General features: G+C 65.3%; 15 protein-coding genes and 1 tRNA gene. 10 read left to right on the forward strand and 6 right to left on the reverse strand.

Features of this window, described 5'->3' with window-relative positions:
• Positions 1 to 134 precede the first annotated feature (134 nt).
• Both LGH83_RS13615 and LGH83_RS13620 read right to left on the reverse strand, forming a co-directional pair.
• Positions 135 to 209, reverse strand: a tRNA-Gly gene (locus tag LGH83_RS13615).
• 127 nt (positions 210 to 336) lie between these two features.
• The gene (locus tag LGH83_RS13620; RefSeq protein WP_227399127.1) at positions 337 to 1,227 is read right to left on the reverse strand and encodes a sugar phosphate isomerase/epimerase family protein; all 891 of its coding nucleotides are present in this window, start codon (positions 1,225 to 1,227) and stop codon (positions 337 to 339) included.
• A 166-nt stretch (positions 1,228 to 1,393) separates the two neighbouring features.
• On the opposite strand from LGH83_RS13620, the gene LGH83_RS13625 reads away from it, so the two are divergent.
• From LGH83_RS13625 to LGH83_RS13650, 6 genes are all read left to right on the forward strand, one after another.
• Positions 1,394 to 2,458 carry a LacI family DNA-binding transcriptional regulator gene (locus tag LGH83_RS13625; RefSeq protein WP_227399128.1) on the forward strand — a complete coding sequence of 355 codons (1,065 nt, stop codon included), beginning with the start codon at positions 1,394 to 1,396 and terminating at the stop codon, positions 2,456 to 2,458.
• Entirely contained in the window at positions 2,455 to 3,843 is a 1,389-nt protein-coding gene (locus LGH83_RS13630; protein ID WP_227399129.1) for an FGGY-family carbohydrate kinase, read from the forward strand. Before LGH83_RS13625 ends, LGH83_RS13630 begins: the two co-directional genes overlap by 4 nt.
• A complete protein-coding gene (locus tag LGH83_RS13635) occupies positions 3,840 to 4,532 on the forward strand; it encodes a class II aldolase/adducin family protein (RefSeq protein WP_131113931.1) in 693 nt (230 codons plus the stop codon). The genes LGH83_RS13630 and LGH83_RS13635 overlap by 4 nt, the downstream gene beginning before the upstream one ends.
• Positions 4,533 to 4,716: 184 nt before the next feature.
• Entirely contained in the window at positions 4,717 to 9,447 is a 4,731-nt protein-coding gene (locus LGH83_RS13640) for an alpha-2-macroglobulin family protein (protein ID WP_227399130.1), read from the forward strand.
• Entirely contained in the window at positions 9,444 to 11,582 is a 2,139-nt protein-coding gene (gene pbpC / locus LGH83_RS13645) for a penicillin-binding protein 1C (protein WP_227399131.1), read from the forward strand. Before LGH83_RS13640 ends, pbpC begins: the two co-directional genes overlap by 4 nt.
• A 121-nt stretch (positions 11,583 to 11,703) precedes the next feature.
• Positions 11,704 to 13,932 (forward strand): putative bifunctional diguanylate cyclase/phosphodiesterase, encoded by a 2,229-nt coding sequence (locus LGH83_RS13650; RefSeq protein ID WP_227399132.1) that lies wholly within the window; start codon positions 11,704 to 11,706, stop codon positions 13,930 to 13,932.
• A gap of 21 nt (positions 13,933 to 13,953) precedes the next feature.
• Here LGH83_RS13650 and LGH83_RS13655 read toward each other — a convergent pair whose 3' ends face one another.
• Both LGH83_RS13655 and LGH83_RS13660 read right to left on the reverse strand, forming a co-directional pair.
• Positions 13,954 to 15,219 (reverse strand): multidrug effflux MFS transporter, encoded by a 1,266-nt coding sequence (locus tag LGH83_RS13655; protein WP_227399133.1) that lies wholly within the window; start codon positions 15,217 to 15,219, stop codon positions 13,954 to 13,956.
• 207 nt (positions 15,220 to 15,426) lie between these two features.
• On the reverse strand, positions 15,427 to 16,374 hold the full coding sequence (locus LGH83_RS13660) for a hypothetical protein (RefSeq protein WP_227399134.1): 948 nt from the start codon (positions 16,372 to 16,374) through the stop codon (positions 15,427 to 15,429).
• A 144-nt stretch (positions 16,375 to 16,518) separates the two neighbouring features.
• Here LGH83_RS13660 and LGH83_RS13665 point away from each other — a divergent pair, with 144 nt between their 5' ends.
• A complete protein-coding gene (locus LGH83_RS13665) occupies positions 16,519 to 16,755 on the forward strand; it encodes a cysteine rich repeat-containing protein (RefSeq protein ID WP_170314066.1) in 237 nt (78 codons plus the stop codon).
• Positions 16,756 to 16,768: 13 nt separating this feature from the next.
• Here the strand turns inward: LGH83_RS13665 and LGH83_RS13670 are convergent, their stop codons facing one another.
• Positions 16,769 to 17,359 carry a histidine phosphatase family protein gene (locus tag LGH83_RS13670; protein WP_227399135.1) on the reverse strand — a complete coding sequence of 197 codons (591 nt, stop codon included), beginning with the start codon at positions 17,357 to 17,359 and terminating at the stop codon, positions 16,769 to 16,771.
• Positions 17,360 to 17,502: 143 nt separating this feature from the next.
• Here LGH83_RS13670 and LGH83_RS13675 point away from each other — a divergent pair, with 143 nt between their 5' ends.
• Positions 17,503 to 18,804: a glycosyltransferase family 4 protein gene (locus LGH83_RS13675; protein ID WP_227399136.1), complete on the forward strand. Its 1,302-nt coding sequence runs from the start codon at positions 17,503 to 17,505 to the stop codon at positions 18,802 to 18,804.
• Positions 18,805 to 18,816: 12 nt separating this feature from the next.
• Positions 18,817 to 20,037: a hypothetical protein gene (locus tag LGH83_RS13680; protein ID WP_227399137.1), complete on the forward strand. Its 1,221-nt coding sequence runs from the start codon at positions 18,817 to 18,819 to the stop codon at positions 20,035 to 20,037.
• Here the strand turns inward: LGH83_RS13680 and LGH83_RS13685 are convergent.
• Complete coding sequence (locus LGH83_RS13685; RefSeq protein WP_131194654.1) at positions 20,012 to 20,236, reverse strand: DUF1674 domain-containing protein; 225 nt, start codon at positions 20,234 to 20,236, stop codon at positions 20,012 to 20,014. The two genes, LGH83_RS13680 and LGH83_RS13685, sit on opposite strands and share 26 nt — an antisense overlap.
• 245 nt (positions 20,237 to 20,481) lie before the next feature.
• Between LGH83_RS13685 and LGH83_RS13690 the strand changes: the two genes are divergently transcribed.
• The gene (locus LGH83_RS13690; protein WP_227399138.1) at positions 20,482 to 21,894 is read left to right on the forward strand and encodes an RsmB/NOP family class I SAM-dependent RNA methyltransferase; all 1,413 of its coding nucleotides are present in this window, start codon (positions 20,482 to 20,484) and stop codon (positions 21,892 to 21,894) included.
• Positions 21,895 to 21,896 lie beyond the last annotated feature (2 nt).

The following is a 21,896-nucleotide window of genomic DNA, read 5'->3' on the forward strand; positions in this document are numbered from 1 at the left end:
CGCCCGTGCCAAATGCCGCCGGGCTTATCCCGCGGCATGATCCCGCTTGCTTCCCCGGCACCGACCCGATGGGCGGGGAAGCAAAAAACGGCCCCGAAGGACCGCTTTAACACTCTGATTTCATTGAGAAAATCTGGAGCGGGCGAAGGGATTCGAACCCTCGACCCCAACCTTGGCAAGGTTGTGCTCTACCACTGAGCTACACCCGCATCCGAACGTCGCTTGCGCGTCGCGTTCGAGCCTTATGGCCGAATGAGCCGCGGATTGCAACGCCCGTTTTCGTCTTTTCGCCCCAACCTCTGTGCGATGCTGGCGATGAGACCCGCGCCGAACCAATCAGATGAGGCGGCTGCGCTCGCGGTTCTGCGACTCGTGCGCAGCTTTGATCTGCGCGTCGGTATACATCTTTGCGTGAGCGGCGAGATCGCGGCTGTCGTCCCAGAGATTGCGCCAGATGCCGAGGATGCCTTCGAGCGGTTGACCGACAACCTTCGACGAGAAGGACTCGAACGTGATCGGCCCCTGATAATTGGCGCGAACGAGGGCGCGGAAGACGCCCGCAAGATCGATCGAGCCCGATCCCATATAGCCGCGATGCGAATCGCCGGTGTGGAAGTAGCCCAGATAGTCGCCCGTCTCGATGATGGCAGAGGCGATGTCAGATTCCTCGATGTTCATATGGTAGACGTCGAGATGCACTTTGACGTTGTCGGCGCCGATCCGCTTGCAGAGTTCGACACCCTGCGAGGCCGTGTTGCAGACGTTGGTCTCATAGCGGTTGACCACTTCGAGCCCGAGCGTGATGTTGCTCTCCTTGGCCTTCTCGGCAACGCGCTGCAGCACCTCGACCGAACGGGCGACCCCGTCAGCGGTCGGCGGCACCGCATATTTCTGAAACGCCGAATAGAGGATGCCGCAGACATGCGTCGCCTGCACGTCGCGGGCGAGCGACATGGCTTCCATCAAGCGCTGTTCGCCGCGCTTGGTCTTTTCTGGATCGCCGGACGAAATATCTCGATCGGCGTCGAGGCCGAGCGACATGGTGGCGCCGAGCTTATGCTTTTCGAGTTCCCGACGGGTGAAGTCGACCGAAATGGCATTCGGATCGAGAGCCGCAAGCTCGATCAGATCGTAGCCGAGTTCGGCCGACTGGCTGACGGCAAAGCGGCATTCCTCTTCGCTCCAGCCTTTCGCCCACACAAAGGCATGTACCCCAAGCTTGTTCATGGTCGTTTCCTCCCTTAGGTGATCTGTGGCGCAACGAGAGGTTTGGTCGGGTCGACCTTGCCTCTTCAGACGCCATCCTGCCCATGATTGACACAGACGATCCGGATGTCTAGCCTCTAAAAAAACGTTTTAGGGAGACGCTCGGCGCTGCCGGGGAAGGCGATCCATGCCACACAACTCCGAACGAGAGCCTCGCATCGTGGACCGAGCCGCGTCGCCGCGCGCCGTTTCGATCCGCACGGTTGCGGAGCGGGCCGGGGTTTCCATCGCCACCGTCTCCAATGTCCTCAACAGCCGGACACGCGTCGGCGAGGAACTGTCCTTGCGCGTGCGAGCCGCCGTCGAGGAACTCGGCTACGTGGCTGATGGCACAGCCTCGCGGCTGCGGTCGCGCAAGCAGGCGCTGGCCGGTGTCGTGGTGCCCGATCTAAAAAATTCCTTCTTCGCCTCCTTCGTGTCGACGCTCGAACAGGTGGCCCGTCTCGACGGGTTCGATCTCTTGGTGGTCAGTTCCGCCAATGACCCGCAGCAGGAAGCCGCGCGATTGAGGGCCATCCGCTCGTGGCGACCGGCCGGGCTGATCGTCATCCCCTGCGACGGTGCCTTCACCGAACGGCTCCCGTCATGGGGCCTGCCGATCGTCCTGGTCGATCGTCTACCGGACGATGCGCACTTCGACATGGTGGCGGTCGACAACAAGGCGGCCTCGGCGTCCATGATCCGGCACCTTGCCGAGATGGGCGCGTCGAGTTGTGTGGTTGTCGCCAATTGCTTGAGGATCGGCAACATCCGCGAGCGTCTCGATGGCATCCGCGAGGCCGCCGGCTCGACCATGGACGTCACGGTGCTGGAGACGGGGCTCGATCCGTCGACAATACGCCGTCGGATCGACACCTTGATGGCGACGAGTCCTCTGCCAGACGCCATCTTCGCGCTCGACAATATCACGACCAGGGTCGTCTTCGAGCTTCTCGGACCGAGGCTTCGGGCTCAGCCGCGCGGCATCGCTTTGGCGAGTTTCGACGATGAAGAGTGGATGGCCCTGGTCACCCCCAGCATCACGGCGGTGCGGCAACCCGTGGAGGCCATGGCTGTAGCGGCCTGGACGCAACTGGTCGGTCGGTTGAAAGGCGATGATGGCCCTCATCGCATGATGGAACTGCCATGTCGCATCGTGATGCGCGGATCCACCTCGCGCCACGAGGGCGAGCGTCGGGACTCGACATCATGAGCGTCGTGGCTGTGTTCGACGTCGGCAAAACCAACGTCAAATTGACGATCGCCGATCGCGATGGACGGTTGCTCGAGACGATGTCGACCGGCAATGCGGTTTTGCCGGGACCGCCGTATCGGCATCATGATCTCGGTGCCATCGAGAGTTGGATGTTGGATGGGCTGACAAGCCTTGGTTCGCGTCATGATATTGCTGCGATCGTCCCTTGCGCGCATGGGTCGGGCGGGGTGCTGGTGGGCGAGCATGAGCCAGCCATGCCGATGATCGACTATGAGCAGACGCCGCCGGCCGCGATCGAAGCCGAATATCGTCGCATCGGTGGGTCGTTCCGCGAGCGCGGCAGTCAGTTTATGCTCGGGGCCGCTCATTTGGCGCGCCAGATGCTATGGCTGGAAACGAATTGGCCCGCGGCCTTCGTCGACGCGCGCTACTACCTTGCGACGCCGCAATATTGGGCATGGCGGCTCAGCGGTGTCGCGGCCGGGGAGGTCACGAGCCTCGCGGCGCAGTCGCATCTCTGGAGTCCGGCCGATGGCCGCCCGGCGCGGCTGATCGCGGAGCGCGGCTGGCAGAGACTGATGCCGCCGTTGCGTCCGGCCTGGGAGACACTTGGACCGTTGCGGCCCGACTGGGTGTCGCGAACCGGCTTGCGGCCCGATGTGCGGGTCGTCAACGGCATCCACGACAGTTCCGCCAATCTGTACCGCTATCAGGCGGCCGGCCTTTCCGACATGACGGTTGTGTCGACCGGGACTTGGATGGTGGCGATCAGCGACAGCCCCGACAGCGACGGCGTCACCGAGCGGCCGGGCGTGTGCTGCAATGCCGACGTCGAGGGCAAGCCCCTGGCCGGCGTGCTCACCATGGCGGGTCGCGAATTTAGCGCCGTTTCGGAAGCCGGCACACGCGGCCCCGCGTCGCGCGATAACCTCGAGCGGCTCATCGCAAGCGGCACGATGGCGCTGCCGACCTTCGGTCAGGACGATGCGTTGTTTCCGGGCACGGCCGGGCGGGGCGTGGTGGAGGGCGCGCTCGCGAGCGATCTCACGCTGCGCCATAGCCTCGCGGTGCTCTACGTCGCCCTGCTCACCGACATGTGTCTCGAGGGACTCGCGATCGGGGATAACCTCGTGCTCGACGGCAGCTACGTGCGCGACCCTGCCTATGCTGGGTTGCTGGCCGCCTTGCGTCCACAGGCCCGCGTGCTCGTCAATCACGAGCAATATGGAACCGGGTCTGGGGCAGCGCTGCTGGCCTGGCACGAGACGCGGGATCACGCAGCCCCGCTTGCGCTCGACCGGCCGGACCCGCTGCGCGTCTCCGGCCTTGACCAATACCGAACCCAATGGCGCGCCCGCGCCAGCAATAGGAGAAACGCATGACCACGACCGACGATCTCGCGATGCGCCGCGACATGGTGGCGACATGCCGCCGCATGAATGCCAGCGGCATCAATCAGGGGACGGCTGGCAATATCTCGATCCGCAACCCCGCCGGATTCCTGATCACGCCGACCTCCTTGCCCTACGATCAGATGGAGCCGGAAGATCTGGTTCAGATGGCCTTCGACGGAACCTATGAGGGGCGCCGCCGCCCGTCTTCGGAATGGCGGTTCCATCGCGATATCCTGCAGGCTCGGCACGACATCGACGTCGTGCTGCATTGTCATTCGATCTATGCGACGACCCTGGCGGTCCACCACAAGACCATCCCGAGCTTCCATTACATGACCGGCGTCGCCGGCGGCACCACGATCCGTTGCGCCAAATATGCGACCTTCGGGACGCAGGCACTCTCGGATTATGCGCTCGAGGCCCTGCAGGATCGGTTAGCCTGCCTGCTTGGACAGCATGGTCAGATTTCGCTCGGCAAGACGCTCGCTTCGGCTCTGGCGCTCGGCATCGAGGTCGAGACGATCTCGCGGCTATATGTCCAGGCCCTGACGCTCGGCGAGCCGCCGATCCTCTCGGACGAAGAGATGCACCGCGTCCTGACCCAGATGAAGCAGATGAGCTACGGCCACGCGCCCGATCTTGAAGGCGTCAACGACGTCGCGCGCGCGAAGGATTGAACGAACGACGGACCGGTCCTGGCGCGCGCGAAGGCCGGATCTCGTTTTGCTGTGGCGGGCTGCCGCAGTTCAGATAGAACTCAGAAAAACGTGGGAGGGGGCCCGACGTCACGCAATCGACGTCGAGGCCTGTCACTGAACCCACAGTCGATGGGAGCCGGTCGCCATGCGTCGTGAGGGATCGTTGAGCACACTATCACGGGTCTTGCTGGGGCTTTTCGTCCCGACCTCTTTGCTGCTCGGCGCCATCGGGGGCGCTCACGCCGCCGACTATCTCAATGTGACGGTCCAACCCGATCGTGCGGTGCCAGCCGCCTGTTTCAGCTTCACGTCGCCGCTGCCGCGTCATGAAGGCAGTGCATTCGAGCCGTTCCTCTCGCTCGATCCAAAGACCGACCACAGCCTTCAAACGCGTGGCAAGGATCTCTGCCTGACAGGCCTCGCGCATGGTGGCCATTACACGGTGCGGCTAAAGGCGGGTCTGCCCGCCGCCGACGGATCGACCTTGCCGAAGGACGTCACAGTCGCGGTCGATGTGCCCGACCGCGAAGCCCGCATGACGTTCGACACCGGCAAGTCGCTGCTGCCCTATACGAAGGGCGTCGGCCTGCCGCTCAAGAGCGTCAACGTCAGCAAGGCCCATATCGTGGTTTATCGCTTCGGCGAACGGGCGCTGGCCGATCAGGTCGGCAACGAGTGGTTCGGCCAGGTGCTCAGCGGCTACAGTCTCGCGCAGATTGCCGATCGCAGCACCAAGCTGTTCGAAGGGCGGCTTGATATCGCCTCCAAACCTAACCAGCAGGTCGCGACCACGATCCCGATCGACCAGCTCATCAAGACCCTGACGCCCGGCGTCTATGTTGTGACCGCCATCCGCGACGGCTCGACGCCCGAGGATGATGGCGAGCGCGCCACGCAATGGTTCAGCATTTCGGATATCGGACTGTTCACGGTCAAGACCGATGCTGGCATGCTGGTCAGTGCGCGCTCGTTGCAAACGGCCGTGCCGATCAAGGATGTCGACGTTCGCCTGATCGCCCGCAGCAACGAGGTGCTGGCCTCCTATAAGACCGACCAGGACGGCCGGGTCATGATCCCCGGCGGCCTGTTGCGGGGCGAGAACGGCGACAGCCCGCGCGTCCTCGCCGCATCGCTGGCCCGTGGCGATTTCACGTGGCTGCAGATCGATGCGCCGGCGCTCGACCTCACGGATCTCGATACCAAGGGGCGGACCCCGCCCGGCGCGCTCGATGCCTTCTTATGGACCGATCGGGGCATCTATCGTCCGGGTGAGACCATCCATCTCGGAACGCTGCTGCGTGACGCGAAGGCGGCCCTCGTGCCGACCACGCCGCTGCTGCTGCATGTGGTGCGGCCCGACGGGATCGAGGTCGAAACCCTGAAGCCGGACCTTGCCACAGCAGGTGGCGGCTCGATCGACATCCATGTGCCGGACAATGCCTATAGTGGAGAATGGACCATTTGGGCGGGTGCCGGCGGGAAGGAGCATGTCGGCAGCGTCACGGTCTCGGTCCAGGATTTCGTGCCGCCGCGTCTCGAGGCGAAACTGGATGCGGCCGCAGGTCCGCTCGATGCCGCGGGTCCGATTCAAGCGAATGTGCAGGCCGATTACTTCTATGGCAGCCCCGGTGCCGCGCTGACCGGACAGGTCGAAGGCACGATCCAGGCCGCCAGCGCCCCGTTCAGGGGGTTTGAGGATTATCGCTTCGGGTTGGTGCAGGAACAGTTCCTGGCCAAATCACTCACGGCCCAGACCTTTACGACGGACGACAAAGGCCATGCGACCGTCACGCTGCAGGACGATGCCGCGCCCGACTCGACCTCGCCGCTCGAGGTCGCTCTTCTGGCGACCGTCAACGACATCGATGGACGCGCCGTAACGGCCCAGGCGACGAGGCCGCTCCACACCGCAAATCGATTCATCGGGGTTCGGACAACCTTTGGCTATGGCGTGGCGGAGGGAGCCGACGCGGGCTTCGACGTCGTGTTGCTTGATCCGGTCGGAACGCCGATCGGATCGGGCAGTCTCAAGTGGGACCTCGTCAAAGAGGATTACGACTACACCTACTTCTATCGCGACGGCCGCTGGCAATCCGAGGAGATCGTCAACGACGCGCGGCAGAATGGTGGCGAAGTGACGCTTGGCGCCGATGGGCGTGGCCACATCACCGCCCCTGTCACGAGCGGTCGATTCCGGCTCGAAGTCTATGATGCCGACGGGAAAACCGCGACCAGCGTCCGCTTCGGCGCGGGCTGGTGGGGCGGTGCGGAGGCCGACAATCGCAAGCCGGATGTACTGCCGGTGACGATCGATGCGTCTGCCCCCGCCGGGACCATACGGGCCAGGGTCGAGCCGGCCTTTGCGGGCCGCGTGCTCGTGATGCTGGAGGGCAATGGCCTGCATCAGGTGCAGGAACTGACGATGGCAAAGGGCGGCGATACGGTGTCGTTCGACGCGGCCGATGTTCCGGCTAGTGGCGCCTACGTGCTGGCCGTGGCGATCTCCCCGGCCGGCGGCGTGGTGCCGCGTCTACCGGTTCGCGCGGTCGGCATCGGCTGGGTGCCGGGGGCGGCCGCGTCGCATCGGCTCGACGTCAGTCTTGGCGCGCCGGACAAGATCCAGCCGAAGTCGAAACTGGCCATCGACGTGTCGGTCAAGGGCGCTCCGCGTGATCAGCCCGTCTATGTGACACTCGCGGCGGTCGACGAGGCGGTTCTCCGCATGACGAGTTTCGAAACGCCTGATGCGGCCGACTATTTCGTCGGCCGTCGGGAGCCAGGGTTCGAGCTGCGCGACATCTATGGGGTGTTGATCGATCCAGCCGGGCAGGCGGGGCGACTGGTGCAGGGCGGCGATGCCCGCGCCAAACTGCAGATGGGCGGTCTCGATGTGAAGACCTTTAAGACGGTCGCGCTGTTTCAGGGGCCCGTTCGGTTGGACGCCGACGGGCACGGCACCGTCACGCTCGATATTCCGGACTTCAGCGGCAGACTGCGCCTGATGGCGGTGGCCTGGACGGCGGATCGCTTTGGGCGGGCCGAGCGGCCCGTCACTGTGCGGCCTCCCCTTCTGGCAGAACTCACCTTGCCGCGCTTCCTCAGCCCTGGCGACAAGGCGCAGGCCCGCGTCATGCTGACGGATCTCGAAGCGCCGGAGCAGACCTATAAGGTGGCGTTCACGACCTCGGGCGCGATTGCGCTCGACCGTGACGATGCACTTTTCAAAGATGTCAAACGCGACAAGCGCCGCTTCGTCGATCGGACCTTGACGGCGACCGGTGCACTCGGTGCGGGCCGGATCCACATGGTCGTCACGGGTGACGACGGCACGACCACGGAACGCGATTTCGAAATCGGCGTCCGCTCGCCAAATCCCTATGTGACGCAGCGCCAGATCCGCACGCTCGATCCGGGTCAGAAGCTTACGGCCGGCGACGCGCTGGGACAGGATCTCCTCCCCGGCACGGCGACCCTCGATCTGACGGTCTCGACCGTCCCGGCCTTCGATGTCCCCGGCCTCCTGGCTCAATTGCGCCGCTACCCCTACGGCTGCGCCGAACAGACCGTCAGCCGCGCCTTTCCCGAACTTTATGTCGCGAGCCTCGGCGGCGCCGTGAAAGCTGCGACCGGCGACAACGTGACGGGGCAGGGCGCCATCGCTCGGCTATTCTCCCTGCAGGCGGCCGATGGCAGCTTCGGCTATTGGTCGGCTTTCGACAGCGGCAATGCCTGGCTGACTGCCTATGTGGTCGATTTTCTGCAACATGCCGAAAAGCAGGGCTTGAACGTCCCTGAGAGCATGAAGGCACGGGCGTTAACCTGGCTGGCGGGTCGCTTCGCGACCGGCAGTGTCGATCCGATCGAGGTTGCGGGTAACAGCTACGCATCCGTCGTGCTCAGCCGGGCCGGCAAGCTCGACCTCTCGCAATTGCGCTACATGGCGTCTCGCACCGCCGACCACCTGCCGAGCGACATCGCGCGTGTGCAACTCGCGGCCGCGATGGCTCATGCGGGGGAGCGGGACCTCGCCGCTGGTTTGATGAAGGCCGCGCCGATCACGCGCGACCCGCACATCTATCTGAACGACTATGGTAGCGACCTGCGCGACAAGGCGATGGCTCTGTCGTTGGCCAACGAGGAAAAGCTGCTGCCGCAAGCCGCCCTGATCAGCCAAGCGGCGGACCTTGCGCGCCGGACGGATGGGAAAGGGTACAGCAGCACCCAGGAAGACGCTTGGATGCTGCGGAACGCCTTTGACCTCAAGAGCAAGACACCGCTGAACGTCGATCTCGACGGCAAGGCCATCAGCGGCCGATCGAGCGCTCTCATGACGATCCCGCTCGGCCAGGGCCGCACCGTGGACGTGGTCAACAAGGCGTCCGACATCGTCTATCTGTCTCTCGCCACGACCGGGGTCCCGGCGGGCCCGCAGCCCGCCGAAGCCAATGGCTTCACGATCCAGAGAAGCTATTTCCACCTCGACGGGAAGCCGGCCGATCTTGCCGATACGCATCAGAACGACGAACTCGTGATCGTGGTCGAGGGGGGCATGAGCGAGGGGTTGCAACGCAAGGTGCTGATCGTCGACATGCTTCCGGCTGGGTTGGAGCCCGGTAACGTGGGCTTGTCCGGCGATCGCGACGCGACGCAATTCGCCTGGCTGAAGGATGTGACGGAGCCAACCTTCACGGCCGTGCGCGACGACCGCTATCTTGCCGGCCTGGACCTCAGCGAGGGCTCGCGCGGCTTCAAACTCGCCTATGTGGTTCGCGCCGTGACGCCTGGCCATTACGCGCGTCCCGGTGTCCAGGTCGAGGATATGTACGCGCCGTCGTATCATGCGCGGAGCGATGCCGGGGTGCTCGACGTCCAGGCGCCGCGCAAGCCGCAGTGAGCGGCGCAGACGCGGATCTGACCGGCCCAAAAGTCTGGGGCAGTCGCCTGACCATCGGCGCTCTGGTGGTCATCGTTGTCGTGTCGCTCGGTGTCCTGGCGCTCGATCGTCTGTTTCCGCCGGATTTCACGCGTCTCGCCGAGACCTCGACAGCGGTGCTCGATCGGTCCGACGTGCCCTTGCGGGTCTTCACGACCAAGGGCGGACTCTGGCGCTTGCGGCCCGACCCCGACACGGTCTCGTCGACCTATCGCGACCTTCTCGTCGATATCGAAGACAAGCGATTCTGGTTCCACCCGGGCGTCGATCCGCTGGCGCTCGTCCGCGCCAGTCTGCAAGTGCTGACCCATGGCCGGGTGGTGTCGGGGGGATCGACCCTGACGATGCAGGTCGTGCGCCTCCTCGAGCCGCGGCCGCGCACGCTCCGGTCCAAGCTGATCGAGATCCTCCGGGCGATACAGCTCGAGACGCGGCTATCCAAGCGCGACATTCTCCAGATCTATCTGACACTCGCGCCGATGGGCGGCAATGTCGAAGGCGTCAGGGCCGGAAGCTTGGCCTGGTTCGGCAAGGAACCCTCCGCGCTGTCGGATGCTGAAGCGGCTTTGCTGGTTGCGCTGCCTCAGAACCCGACCGGCTTGCGGCCCGACCGGCGGGTCGGGGCCGCGGAAGCCGCGCGCGCCAAGGTGTTGCGGCGAGGCGCTGCCGATGGAATCGTGGCGACGGGCTCGCTTCGCACCGCAATGCTGACGCCGGTGCCGACGATGCGTCACGCCATGCCAGCCTTGGCGCCGCATCTCGCCGAGCAACTCGCCGGCACAGCTCCGGCCGGCGCCGCGGTTCGAACCACGATCGATCATGACCTGCAGGATGGGGCCGAACGCATTCTGGCTCAGGCGCTCGGCTCGCTGCCGCGCCCCGTCAATGTCGCGGCCATCATGGCCGATTGGCAAAGCGGCGAGGTGGTGGCGCGCGTCGGAAGCGGCGATTATTTCGATCGACGTCGCAGTGGCGCGATCGACCTCACGCAGGCGATGCGTTCGCCGGGGTCGACATTGAAACCCTTTATCTACGGCATGGCCTTCGATGGGCTATTGGCTCATCCCGCCAGTCTGGTCCGCGATGCCGCCACCCGGTTCGACGATTATGCGCCGCATAATTTCGACGGCGGTTTCAACGGCGACGTCACGGTCCGGCAGGCCCTTCAGATGTCGCTCAACCTTCCGGCCGTGGTGACGTTGCAACGCCTTGGGCCGCTTGTCTTTACCGAGCGGTTCAAGCAGGCCGGTCTGTCGCTTGCCTTCGGCGACACGGATGCGGCGCCGGGATTGCCGGTCGCTCTAGGCGGCGCGGGAACGACGCTTCAGACTCTCGTGACCGCCTATGCGGCACTGGCGCGTGGGGGAGAGGTCGATCCCCTCACGACGACCCCGGGCGCTCCCCACGCGTCCAGTGGCATCCTCATGGGTCGGGCGGCCGCCGATGCGGTCGTCGATATTCTATCCGACATGCCGCCGCCCGGTGGCTTCGGCGCACGCGCCGGGCGCATCGCCTTCAAGACAGGCACCTCCTACCGCTTTCGCGATGGGTGGGCCGTCGGGTTCGATCAACACCACGCGATCGGCGTCTGGATGGGGCGGGCGGATGGGGGCACCTGCGCGGCCTGCGTCGGGGTCGCGGCGGCACAAATTCTGTTCCGCCTGTTCGATCTGCTGCCACCCGATCCGATCGAGCGCCGCAAGCTCGAGCCGGTCTTTGCCGGGCCGCCCCCGCCTGCGTTGGTGCGGCTCGACGCGACGAACGATCCGAACGGCGATCGCCCACGCATCAGCTTCCCGATCGAGGGTTCTCGTCTGCTCGTCGATGGCGATGCGGGCGCGGCGCTACAAAGTCCGGTGAAACTATCGGCGCTCGGTGGTCAGCGTCCGTATCGTTGGCTGGTGGACGGTCAGCCGATCGAGAGCCGCAGCTTCGCACGCGAGGCGCTTTGGCGGCCGGAGGGAGAAGGCTTCACGACCGTGACGGTGGTGGATGCCGCCGGACATAGTGATCGTGCGACAGTTCGGATTCTCGCGCGTCGCGCCGATCCGGTGGAGGGAGCCACCGGAATTGGTGCGTTGCAACAAGAACCATGAAAAGGTTTGAACCATAATTATCGAAAGCGATAGAAAAGCGACGTTCATCTTGTAAGAATAGCCTGAACTTACGCAACGTCATGACGACGTTCGCCGGTCTGAACGAGGCTGAGGTCAGGACGTGCAGGATTCGAGCGTACTGACCGAGGCGACGTTGAAGGACGCTCTCGACCGGATCGGCGCGTTTGCGCGCGACGTCTTCGACGTGCCGCTCGCCGTCGCGGGCTTTCTCGATTGCCAACGGATTTGGCTCTCCTCCCGGTGGGGCGTGGACGTCGATCCGTCTCCCCCTCTCTCGACCTTCTTCGATCCGGCGGCCGCCACCCAACAGGTTCAAACCATCGAGGATCTGCGGCAAAGCCGGTTCGCCGATCATCCCCTGGTGACCGGCGGGCCGCGTCTTCGATTCTATGCCGGAGTTCCGCTCGAATTGAAGCCGGGTTTTCCGATGGGCAATTTAAGCCTTGCCGGACCGGAACCGCGCGGGTTTGGCGAGAGAGAGGCCGTGCAATTGCAACGGCTCGCCGCGATGGCGGTAGATGCTTTGCGATCGCAACGCGCGTCTGCGCGGCTCGAGGTGGAGATTCGGCGCAGACGTCTGGGGCGGGTGGATCTGTGGCGACAGCGGCGCCAGCTTCGGCGTCAGAACGTGATGATCGACCTGACCGAGCGTATGGCGCATGTAGGCGGGTGGGATCTCGACCTGCAGACCGGCAGCCTCTTCTGGTCGGATGAGATCTACCGCATCAGCGAGGTGCCGATCGGTCGGGCGATTACGACCGATTTCGCCTTGTCGTTCTATCCCGGCGAAGAGCGGGGCAAGATCGCGGCCGCAATCGATCGCGCGGTCGCGTCGCTTGGCTCGTTCGATATCCAGACGCCGCTCGTGACCGCCAACAATACCAGGCGCTGGGTTCACATCAGGGGGGAGGCGGAGGTCGTCGGCGGCGTCGCGACGCGGCTGACCGGCGTGCTCCAGGACATCACGAGCCATAAGGCAAGCGAGGCCCAACTTTGGCATGTCGCCAATCATGACACGCTGACCAACCTGCCCAACCGTGCCTTATTTCACGATCGTCTCGCTAAAGCTCTTCAATATGCGGAACGCCATAGCTGCACCGTGGCGTTGTTCCTCGTCAATCTTGATCGGATGAAAGACATCAACGACAGCTTCGGCCATGACGCCGGCGACGCGGTACTGCGCGCTCAGGCGCTGCGGTTGAACGAGGGCTTGCGCGCGTCCGACACCGTCGCGCGGCTCGGCGGGGACGAGTTCGCGGTCATTTTAACGGGGTTCCAGCAGCCGCACGATGTCGATCAACCGCTCGGTCGGCTTCTCGCCGCCTTGAACGCGCCGGTCGAGGTCGGCGGCCACCTGCTGATTTGTCACGCCAGCATCGGGGCGGCCGTGTTCCCTGACCATGAGCGGGACGCCGCCGCCTTGCTGAAAGCGGCGGATCTGGCACTCTATCGAGCGAAGACCGGCGGACGAGCGCGCGCCGCCATGTTTTCGCCCGCGATCCGGCTCGAGCGCGATCATCAGATGACCATCTTGGCGACCGTTCGATCTGCCGTCGCCGACGGGCGCGTCGAGCCCTTCTATCAACCGATCATCTCGCTCAAAACTGGGGTGATCCACGGTTTCGAGGCTCTGCTCCGCTGGCGAGATCCGACGTCGGGCTTTCAGCCGCCGGGCTCGATCATGTCGGTCTTCGACGATCCCGATCTCTCTCTCATGCTGGGTGACTGCATGGTGGAGCGTGCGACAGCCGACATGGGCCGGTGGCACGCGGCCGGATTGCCGTTTGGCCGCGTTGGATTGAACGTCTCCGAATTCGAGTTTCGCCGCACGGGCCTCGTGACGCGGCTGCGACAAGCCGTCGAGGCGCACGGCCTCAAGACGTCGCATCTCGTGATCGAAGTGACCGAGACGGTGCTGCTCAGCAAGGATATCGCGGTGGCCGAGGCCGTCTTGCAAGGCCTGCGCGACGCGGGCATCACCATCGCGCTCGATGATTTTGGAACGGGTCACGCCTCTCTGAGCCATCTTCAGCAAATCCCTGTCGACCTGCTGAAGGTCGACTCTTCGTTCATGCGCGACATCCCGGCGCGGCACGATAACGTCGCGATCGTCTCGGCCGTCATCGGTCTTGCTGACAGTCTCGGGCTCGACGTCGTGGCCGAAGGCATCGAGACCGCCGAGCAATTGCGCTTCCTTCGGGCGCTCGGTTGTCCGCGCGGGCAGGGCTTCCTGTTCCAACCCGCGATGCCGGCCAGCGAGGTGCCGGCCTTTCTGGACGCATGGCCCAGGCGCTGGGAAGCCCTGATGCGGATCGCGGCCGCGGCTTGAGCCGATCATGTCGGTCGCGCCTCAATGACCCGCGACGGCCTCATTCTCCTGAACGATGCTGTGGCGTGCGAACAACCGCCCCTTTTCGGCAAAGGCGACACAGGCGAGTGCCGCAAGCCCGAGCGCCGCGAAACCGACCGTGATCGGCACCACCGTGCCATCGAACTGCTGTCCGATGTAGAAGCCGAGAAGCGCACCCCCGAGCGTGGTGACGAAGCCCTGGACTGAGGAGCCGGTGCCGGCGAGATGGCCGAGTGGCCCCATGGCGAGCGAGCCGAAGTTGGAGACCACGAGCCCGAAGCCGAACATCATCGCGGCCTGCAGGATGGTGAAACTCCAGATCGTCTCGAGACCGCAGATCGCGACCAGCGCATGGACGACCGCGAAAAAGATGTAACCCAGCAGTGCGATGTGGGAGACGCGACGTGTCCCGAGCCGGCCGACGATCCGTGCGTTGAGCAGCGACGACAGCGCCATGAACAGCGCGATGAGGGCGAAGATGGCGGTAAACAGGCGAGGAGCCTGGAACACCTCGCCGAACACCTGTTGGGCCGAGTTGATGAAGCCGAACAGCCCGCCCAGCATCATGGTCATGGCCAGCATGTAGCCGACCGCAGTCCGGTTGGTGAGGGCGGCGCGGTAGGCGGCCCAGACCCGGTGGATTTCGATCGGAATCCGGTCGTTCGGATGCAGCGTTTCGCGCAACCGCAGCGTCGACCAGAGCATCACGGTCAGTCCGAACAAGGCGAGGGCGCCGAAGATCCACCGCCATGGCCCAACCAGCATGATCAATTGCCCGAGCGATGGCGCGATGATCGGCACGGCCAGAAATACGATGAACGAGAAGGACATCACGCGCGCCATCTGGCTGCCCGAGTAGCAATCGCGGACAATCGAGACGGCGAGCACGCGCGTCGCGGCCGAGCCAACGCCCTGTAAGGCTCGCGCGATCAGCATGGTCTCCAGCGAGGTGGCGAGCGCCGCCGCGATGCTACACACGACATAGATGGAGATGCCGGTCAGCAGGACGGGCTTGCGTCCGAAACGATCCGCCAAGGTCCCGTAGAAGATCTGCGCGCTACCGAACCCGATCAAATAGGCCGTGACGATCCATTGCTGCTGGTTGGGGTGCGACAGGCCCAGCGAATGGGCGATGGTCGGAAGCGCCGGAAGCATGGAGTCGATCGCGAGAGCGTTGATGGCCATGAGAGCGGCCACAAGGCCAATGAATTGGCGCGAGCCCATACCGGGGTCGGAAGGCGTCGAAGGTGCAGCCATCACCGTCATGCGGGAGTGTCTTTCGATGTGCCGACGCGAAGTGCGAACGCCTGAACGTTGCGGTCGCGTACGGATGGTCTCGAACCAAGCTGGTTGGCCGGTCGCCGCGGCTCGAGCGTGACGTGTCGAGCGCCCGACAGGCTTTCCAGGATGTTCGAGAAACGGTGTTCAACCATGATTCGGGCCGTTGCGACACCCGCTTTTCAGCGTCTTCTCTTATGTGGAGGGGGTCGGCTTTCGCTTGCTTCGGCGGCTCCAGGCCCACAGCCCCGCTGCGATCCCGAGCGTGATCAAGCCCGCGAGAAGCACCGATTCGGGCGTCGCGTCGAGCCGCTCGAACCATTGCGTGTAGAAGTGGATTGCGCCGAATACCGCCGCCACGGTCAGGACCCAGCGGCGATTGCGCCGCGCCGCCCAGATCGCGACACCGATGAGGGCGAGCGCCCAGCCGATAGAGAATAACACGGCGGGAAGCACCGTCGATTGCTCGTCGGAGGCGGCGCTCCGATGCAGCCAATCGAGATTGTCGCCCCACAGCGATCCGACCCAGAAGCCGAAATTGACGAGAAGCAAGGACGTGCGGGCCGCCAGAAGGGCGCGCCGCTCGAAGGCGGGCGGGAGATGCGTCGCCAGCCGGTCGGCGCCAAGCGCGAGCGCCGCGAAGACGACGATCGTCAAAGTCGGTTGCTGCACGACGAGACCGTAGCTGGCATGCGAATAGCTCCCGGCCCCGCCCAGCGCGCCAGCCAATGCTAGGACGCTGGCACCGATCAGCAGACCGCTTTCGGTAAGACCCGCCGCGACCGCCAGGAGAAGCGCGACCAGCACGAAGGCGGGGGGTGAACCGCCGGCCTCGACCAGGAGACTGCCGGATAACAAAAGAGCGCCGACCAGGATGCAGATGGTGGCCAGCATTGCCAAAGGCGCGCGTGGCCGGAGCGCCAAGCCCAATCCGGTGATGACGATGCCGAGCGCCACGGCGGTGGCAATGCTTGGCGCCAGCGCGAGCGTTGCGCCGCCGACCGCCACCACCCCGAAAGCGACAAGCAGATTGAGCGCCATGGACCCGGTCTCCCGCTCGGACAGGCGGATCAATTTATCGTATTCATCAGCCGTGATCTTGCCCTCGTGGCGCAATCGCGTCAGATCAAGGAGGACTTTCATCGATGCCTCCTCGTCATGCGCTGTCGGGGTCGGCGTTGACGGCGATCATTCACCGGGAATGCTTTCGATCGCCGTCGCCAGTCTCTCGGACGCGACCGGCGGTCGGAGTTCGTCACGCATAAGGAAGAAACGATGTTTGGTCGCATGACCTGTCTCGCTGCCGCTCTGGCTATCGCCTCGACCACCGTCGCTTTCGCAGACGCGCGCGGCACCAAGAGCCAGCAGGACGCCTGTCAAGCCGATGTGTTCAAGGTCTGTAACGATGCGGTGCCGGACGAAAAGCAGATCGTCGAGTGTCTCAACAAGAATCTGGCAAAGCTCAGCTTTAAATGCCAGCTGCTGATCGAGCCAGATCCGGCTAAGCGCACCAAGGAGTTCTGAACCGCCGCCCCGGTCAGTCGCCCGCCGGCACGCGCGGGTGATCCCAATGCCACTCCATCACTTCGCAATTGGCGAGCCATCGCCCGGTGAGGTGGTGGAAAAACGTGCCATGCCCGACGAGCGCGATCGTGGCTTCCCGGCGGGTCTTGAGGGCGGTGACGAACTGCTCCATGCGGGCCATCATGACCTCGAGCGGCTCGACCGTGATGCCGCGTCCATCGGGCTCTCCCTCGGCATGCCACCAGGTCGCAGGAAGGTGATCGAGCGTGAGGGTCGGGAATTCAGCCATCAGCAGATCGGGCGAGCGCCCCTGATCGCAGGAGCTTTCCAGCCGCTCGCGATGCAACGTTTCGACGATGATGGCGGGGCGCGAGGGATGTTGACTGAAAATACCAAGCGACGTCTGCATCGCGCGCGTCAGCGGTGTCGTCAGCACGACGTCCACGGGCGTGTCGCGGAGCTGCAGGCGTGCGGCTTCGACCTGTGCGTGTCCGCGTTCGGTCAAAGGCGCGTCGAACAGCATCGGATCGACGCCATCATTCGCATAGGCCGCATTGAAAGTGGATTCGCCATGGCGAATGCAAAGGATTCGAGGGTCGCTCATGGCCGCACGACGTACCGGCTTGGCTGCCGCCGCGCAAGCCTTGCAGAGGTGGTTGCAGCGTCCGGCGTCGCTTGTGGCGCACTCTGATCTAGGCTAGAGCGCCTCACCTGATCAGCGACACTCTGGCGGTCCTCGATACGCACTTGCATCATCCTCTCGCCTTCGATCTGACCCGCATGTTCGTCGGCGCTGCGGGGAGCACGCCGCGCGGCATCGACCGTGTCGACATGGGCTATGCGACCCGCATCTTCGGCGAACCGGGCGGCCGGAACGTCGGGCTGGTGCCGGCACTCAGCCGAATGGGGGTGCTGACGGCCAAAGAGGCGGGCCGCCTCGCCGGGACGGTCGAGCGCCATTGGCGCGAGACGCGGCCGCCCGGTGACGATCGCAAGCTGGCTTGGCTCAAGGCGCGGCTTGCCGGCGACCTTGGACCGACGAATCGATTACCCACACGCGACGGCTCGGGAGCGGCCCCCAGCAGCAGCGCCGTCCTGCGCTACAGCCGCCTGTTGCTGAATGCCCGCATGTCGCCGCTTCGCTTCGCCAGCGCCGCGGTGCCGCAGGGCGCGGTCTACGTCAACACCGGTCAGATCCTGCTCGGGTGGGACTGGTTTTTCACATGGCTCGACCATCGCCCCGACGTGAAGCCCGTGCTGATGCTGCACGATCTCATCCCGATGCTTTATCCGGAATATTCCGGACCGATCCTCTCGCGCCATCACGCGCGGGGGCTACGGATGGCCGCGAAACGCGCCACGGCCCTGATCGCGACCAGTCATGCCGCAGCGGACGAGGTTCGCGACGGCCTCGTGGCGCTCGGTCGGCACGACATGCCGATCCATGTCGTGCCGCTTCCGGTGAGCGAGAGCCTGCTCGGCGGCGATCCGACGTCGGAACCGGTCGCATCGACACCTTATTTCGTGACCGTCGGCAATATCGACCAGCGCAAGAACCACATCCTCTTGCTTCAGGTGTGGCGCGACATGCTGCAGCGTGGGGCGCCGCTGCCGAAGCTCGTCATCGTCGGGTCGCGCGGCTTGCGAACCCAAGGCGTGATCGATCTCCTCGAACGCTGCCCCGGCCTCGGCGATCATGTGATCGAGGTCAATGGACTGACATCGCAGGCAATGCGGGAGGTCGTGCGCGGCGCCCGGGCCTTGCTGATGCCCTCGTTCACGGAAGGGTTCGGCCTGCCGATCGTCGAAGCCTTGGCGCTTGGCACGCCGGTGATCGCCTCGGATATTGCGGCGCATCGCGAAGTCGGCGGCGCGACCAGCGTCTATCTCGAGCCGCTCGATGGTCCGGGCTGGCGCGACGAGATCCTGCGGCGCGCTGCCGAGAGCGACGCCGATTTGATGGCGCGGCGTGCGCGGCTGAGCGGCCCGGCCACGCAGACCTGGACCTCCTATTTCGACGACGTCCTGCCTTTCCTGCACGATCTGTAAGGCGATCGCCCGATGAGCCTTCCGATCATCCTCGACGCCACGGGCGTACCGCCATCGTCGGCGCGGTTTGCGGCGCTCGCCTCGGCGCTGCGGCCTCACGCGATTCTGATCCGGACACGCCGAGGGCTCGAAGCCGTGCCGCCGGATGTCGCGTCGGACGCGCCGGTTCAGGACGGCGACGCGGCCTTCATGGCGATTCGCGCGTGGCTGCTCGCCTCGGGACCGCTCGGCGCCGATGTCGCCTCTACACGATCGTCGCCCCGCCCGGGGTGGACCGCGCGTGGTCGGTCGCGTCTCGCCGCTCTCGCGACGCGGCCTCTTGCGTCGGTCGACCTGCCGCCAGCAGGACTCCTGCTCAAGATCGGTCTTTCGGGATGGGACGATCCGGCGCTGGCGTCGTGGTTGGCGGGCCACCCTGGCATTTGGCCTGTCTGCCTCGCGACCCGCATCTGGCAGCTCGATTTCCCCGAATATGAGGCGGCCGAGATCATCGCGACGCTCCCTGCCTCGGTGCAGGCCATGACGCGGCTCGCGCGACGCCTCGTGGTGCCGACCGACGTCGCCAGGGATCGTTTGTCGTCTGCTCTCGGCGCCGCGTCACCGCCGTTGACGGTTCTGCCGACCCCATCGCGATTGGCTGGGTCGGCGACAGCCAGCGTCGATCCGGCCTTGGCGGGGACGCCCTACCTGCTCGCGGTCGATCGGCTCGAAGCGCGGGGCAACATCCTGATGTTGCTCGGGATCTGGCGCGATCTTGTGCGGTCCGGCGCCGCTGTGCCGAAGCTGGTGCTGGCGGGCCGCCGCGGCGCCCAAATCCAGGAACTCAAGCCGATGCTGGATTGGAACGAGACCAATCGGCCGTTTGTGCGCGAGGCGCCGGGCGTGACGGCGGACGGCCTGCGGACCCTGACTTTAGGGGCTCGCGCAATCCTCTCGCCGAGCTTCGCGCCGGGCAGCGCGGCCTTTGAGCGCGATGCGCTCGGCATGGGTGTGCCGGTGCTCGCGGCGGATGGGCCGACATGTCGCGCGAGTCTTGGGACGCGCGCGGTGCTTCTCGATCCGATCGACGGGCCCGCCTGGCGCGACGCGATTCTAAAAGCGGCGATGACGGTGTCGCGACCACCGCCCGACAGAGTCGAGCCAACGTCCTGGGCCGATTATGCGTCGCAACTGCGGGCGATGCTCGGGTCGAGCGCGATCGATCCGATCAGAAATCGCTCGTTAGACCTTTGATTTCCCAGTCGCCATAGCGCACCGGTTCGAGGCCGCCGCGACCTGCCTCCTCAGGCGGGAGATCGATCGGCGGCGCGGCGCGGCGGGCTTCCGCCTCGGCCAAGGCCCGGCGTGCCGCAGGCGACAGGATCTTTTGGATCACCGGCTCGGCCGGCTCAACGTCGGATGTCGGCTCCGTGCCGTTTTTGGGGCTGTTCATCACGCTTCCACCCACTTTTGGGATCAAACTGATTCACTCGAGACTTTGCAGTCACGATCACTGTCGTTCACATAGGGCGTCGCGCGCCGTTCTGTCACTGGCGCGACCCTCGCATGGGCGGTTCTGGCGCGTCGTTCTGCGGTCGAGGCGCATCGATCGAAGGCGGGAAACGTCGTTTGGTCGTCGTCTGGTTGGGTCGGATGAATGACGAATCCACGGTCGCCGACCGTGGGATGAAGGATGCAATGAATAAACCGACGGGTCCGCAGAACATCACCGGCGACCGGGCCAAGCCGCGGTCTGGATCTCGAGCCGGGTCCTGGGCGAAGCCGGCCGCCGCGCCTGTCGAGCACCCACCCGGTTTGCCGGCCCGCCTGATCGCCGCCGCGATTCTGGCCGACGTGATCGGCGCCGGACATGGGTTCGACGAGGCCTTTGGCAGCGAGACCACGCAGGCCAAACTCAACGCGTTGGAACCGCGCGACCGCGCCCTGGTGCGCTCGATCGTGGTCGTGTCGCTGCGTCGCCTCGGCACCATCCGCAAGGCGCTCGCGGCCTTTCTCGAGCGCGGGCTGCCCAAGCGGAGCGGCAACCTCGAGTGGTTTCTCGTGGTGACGGCGGCGCAAATCATGTTCCTCGACGTGCCAGATCACGCGGCCGTCAATCTCTGCGTCCTCGCGGTGCGGACCGACCCGAAAAGTCAGCCCTTCGCGGCGCTCGCCAATGCGGTGGCCCGTAATCTCGCCCGGGCGCCCGAAGGCCCCGCCGACCTCGACCCGTTTGCCGATACGCCCGCTTGGCTGGCCGCGCGTTGGAAGCAGACCTATGGAGATGCGAAAGCCATCGCGATCGCGCTGGCGCACCGCATCGAGCCTTCGCTCGACATCACCGTCAAGGCCGATGTCGCGCGCTGGGCCGAAGCGCTCGAGGCGACGCGCTTGCCGAACGGCTCCCTTCGCCTCACCAGCCATGTGCCGGTCCCAGACCTCGCCGGCTACGCCGATGGGGAATGGTGGGTGCAGGATGCGGCCGCCTCGCTGCCGGCGCGGTTGCTGCGCGTCGAGGCGGGGCAGCGGGTCGCCGATCTCTGTGCCGCGCCGGGTGGCAAGACCGCGCAATTGATCGCGGCAGGCGGCCATGTGGTGGCTGTCGATCGCTCGGCCGAGCGGCTCAAGCGCCTCGCCGTCAACCTCGAACGGCTGGGCATGAGCGCCGAGACGGAAGTCGCCGACGTCGCGGGTTTTTCCGCCGACCCCTTCGACGCGATCCTGCTCGATGCGCCGTGTTCGGCGACCGGAACGATCCGCCGTCACCCCGATGTGGCCTGGACCAAGCGCGCCTCGGATATCGTGTCGCTGGCGGCCCTGCAGACCCGCATGATCGATCGGGCGCTCGGATTGCTGAAGCCCGGCGGCACACTCGTCTATTGTGTCTGTTCGTTGGAGCCTGAGGAGGGTGAAGCGCAGATCGCCAGCTTGTTGCGGCGCAACCCGGATGTGGCGCGCGTGCCCATCACGGCCGATGAGGTCGGCGGTTGGTCCGATTGCGTGACGCCGGCCGGCGACCTCCGCACGCTGCCGTTTTTTTCGGTGCTCGACGAACCGCCGCTCGTGGGGCTCGATGGGTTCTTCGCGGCTCGCCTCGTCCGCAAAGCCTGAGG

The organism is Lichenihabitans sp. PAMC28606, from assembly GCF_020616535.1.
Taxonomy (GTDB): domain Bacteria; phylum Pseudomonadota; class Alphaproteobacteria; order Rhizobiales; family Beijerinckiaceae; genus Lichenihabitans; species Lichenihabitans psoromatis.

What these genes read in the sequence shown, in the direction of transcription:
- LGH83_RS13620 (WP_227399127.1), bottom strand. Translation starts at nt 1,227, where the DNA reads ATGAACAAGCTTGGGGTACATGCCTTTGTGTGGGCGAAAGGCTGGAGC.
- LGH83_RS13625 (WP_227399128.1), top strand. Translation starts at nt 1,394, where the DNA reads ATGCCACACAACTCCGAACGAGAGCCTCGCATCGTGGACCGAGCCGCG.
- LGH83_RS13630 (WP_227399129.1), top strand. Translation starts at nt 2,455, where the DNA reads ATGAGCGTCGTGGCTGTGTTCGACGTCGGCAAAACCAACGTCAAATTG.
- LGH83_RS13635 (WP_131113931.1), top strand. Translation starts at nt 3,840, where the DNA reads ATGACCACGACCGACGATCTCGCGATGCGCCGCGACATGGTGGCGACA.
- LGH83_RS13655 (WP_227399133.1), bottom strand. Translation starts at nt 15,219, where the DNA reads ATGACGGTGATGGCTGCACCTTCGACGCCTTCCGACCCCGGTATGGGC.
- LGH83_RS13660 (WP_227399134.1), bottom strand. Translation starts at nt 16,374, where the DNA reads ATGAAAGTCCTCCTTGATCTGACGCGATTGCGCCACGAGGGCAAGATC.
- LGH83_RS13665 (WP_170314066.1), top strand. Translation starts at nt 16,519, where the DNA reads ATGACCTGTCTCGCTGCCGCTCTGGCTATCGCCTCGACCACCGTCGCT.
- LGH83_RS13670 (WP_227399135.1), bottom strand. Translation starts at nt 17,359, where the DNA reads ATGAGCGACCCTCGAATCCTTTGCATTCGCCATGGCGAATCCACTTTC.
- LGH83_RS13680 (WP_227399137.1), top strand. Translation starts at nt 18,817, where the DNA reads ATGAGCCTTCCGATCATCCTCGACGCCACGGGCGTACCGCCATCGTCG.
- LGH83_RS13685 (WP_131194654.1), bottom strand. Translation starts at nt 20,236, where the DNA reads ATGAACAGCCCCAAAAACGGCACGGAGCCGACATCCGACGTTGAGCCG.
- LGH83_RS13690 (WP_227399138.1), top strand. Translation starts at nt 20,482, where the DNA reads ATGAATAAACCGACGGGTCCGCAGAACATCACCGGCGACCGGGCCAAG.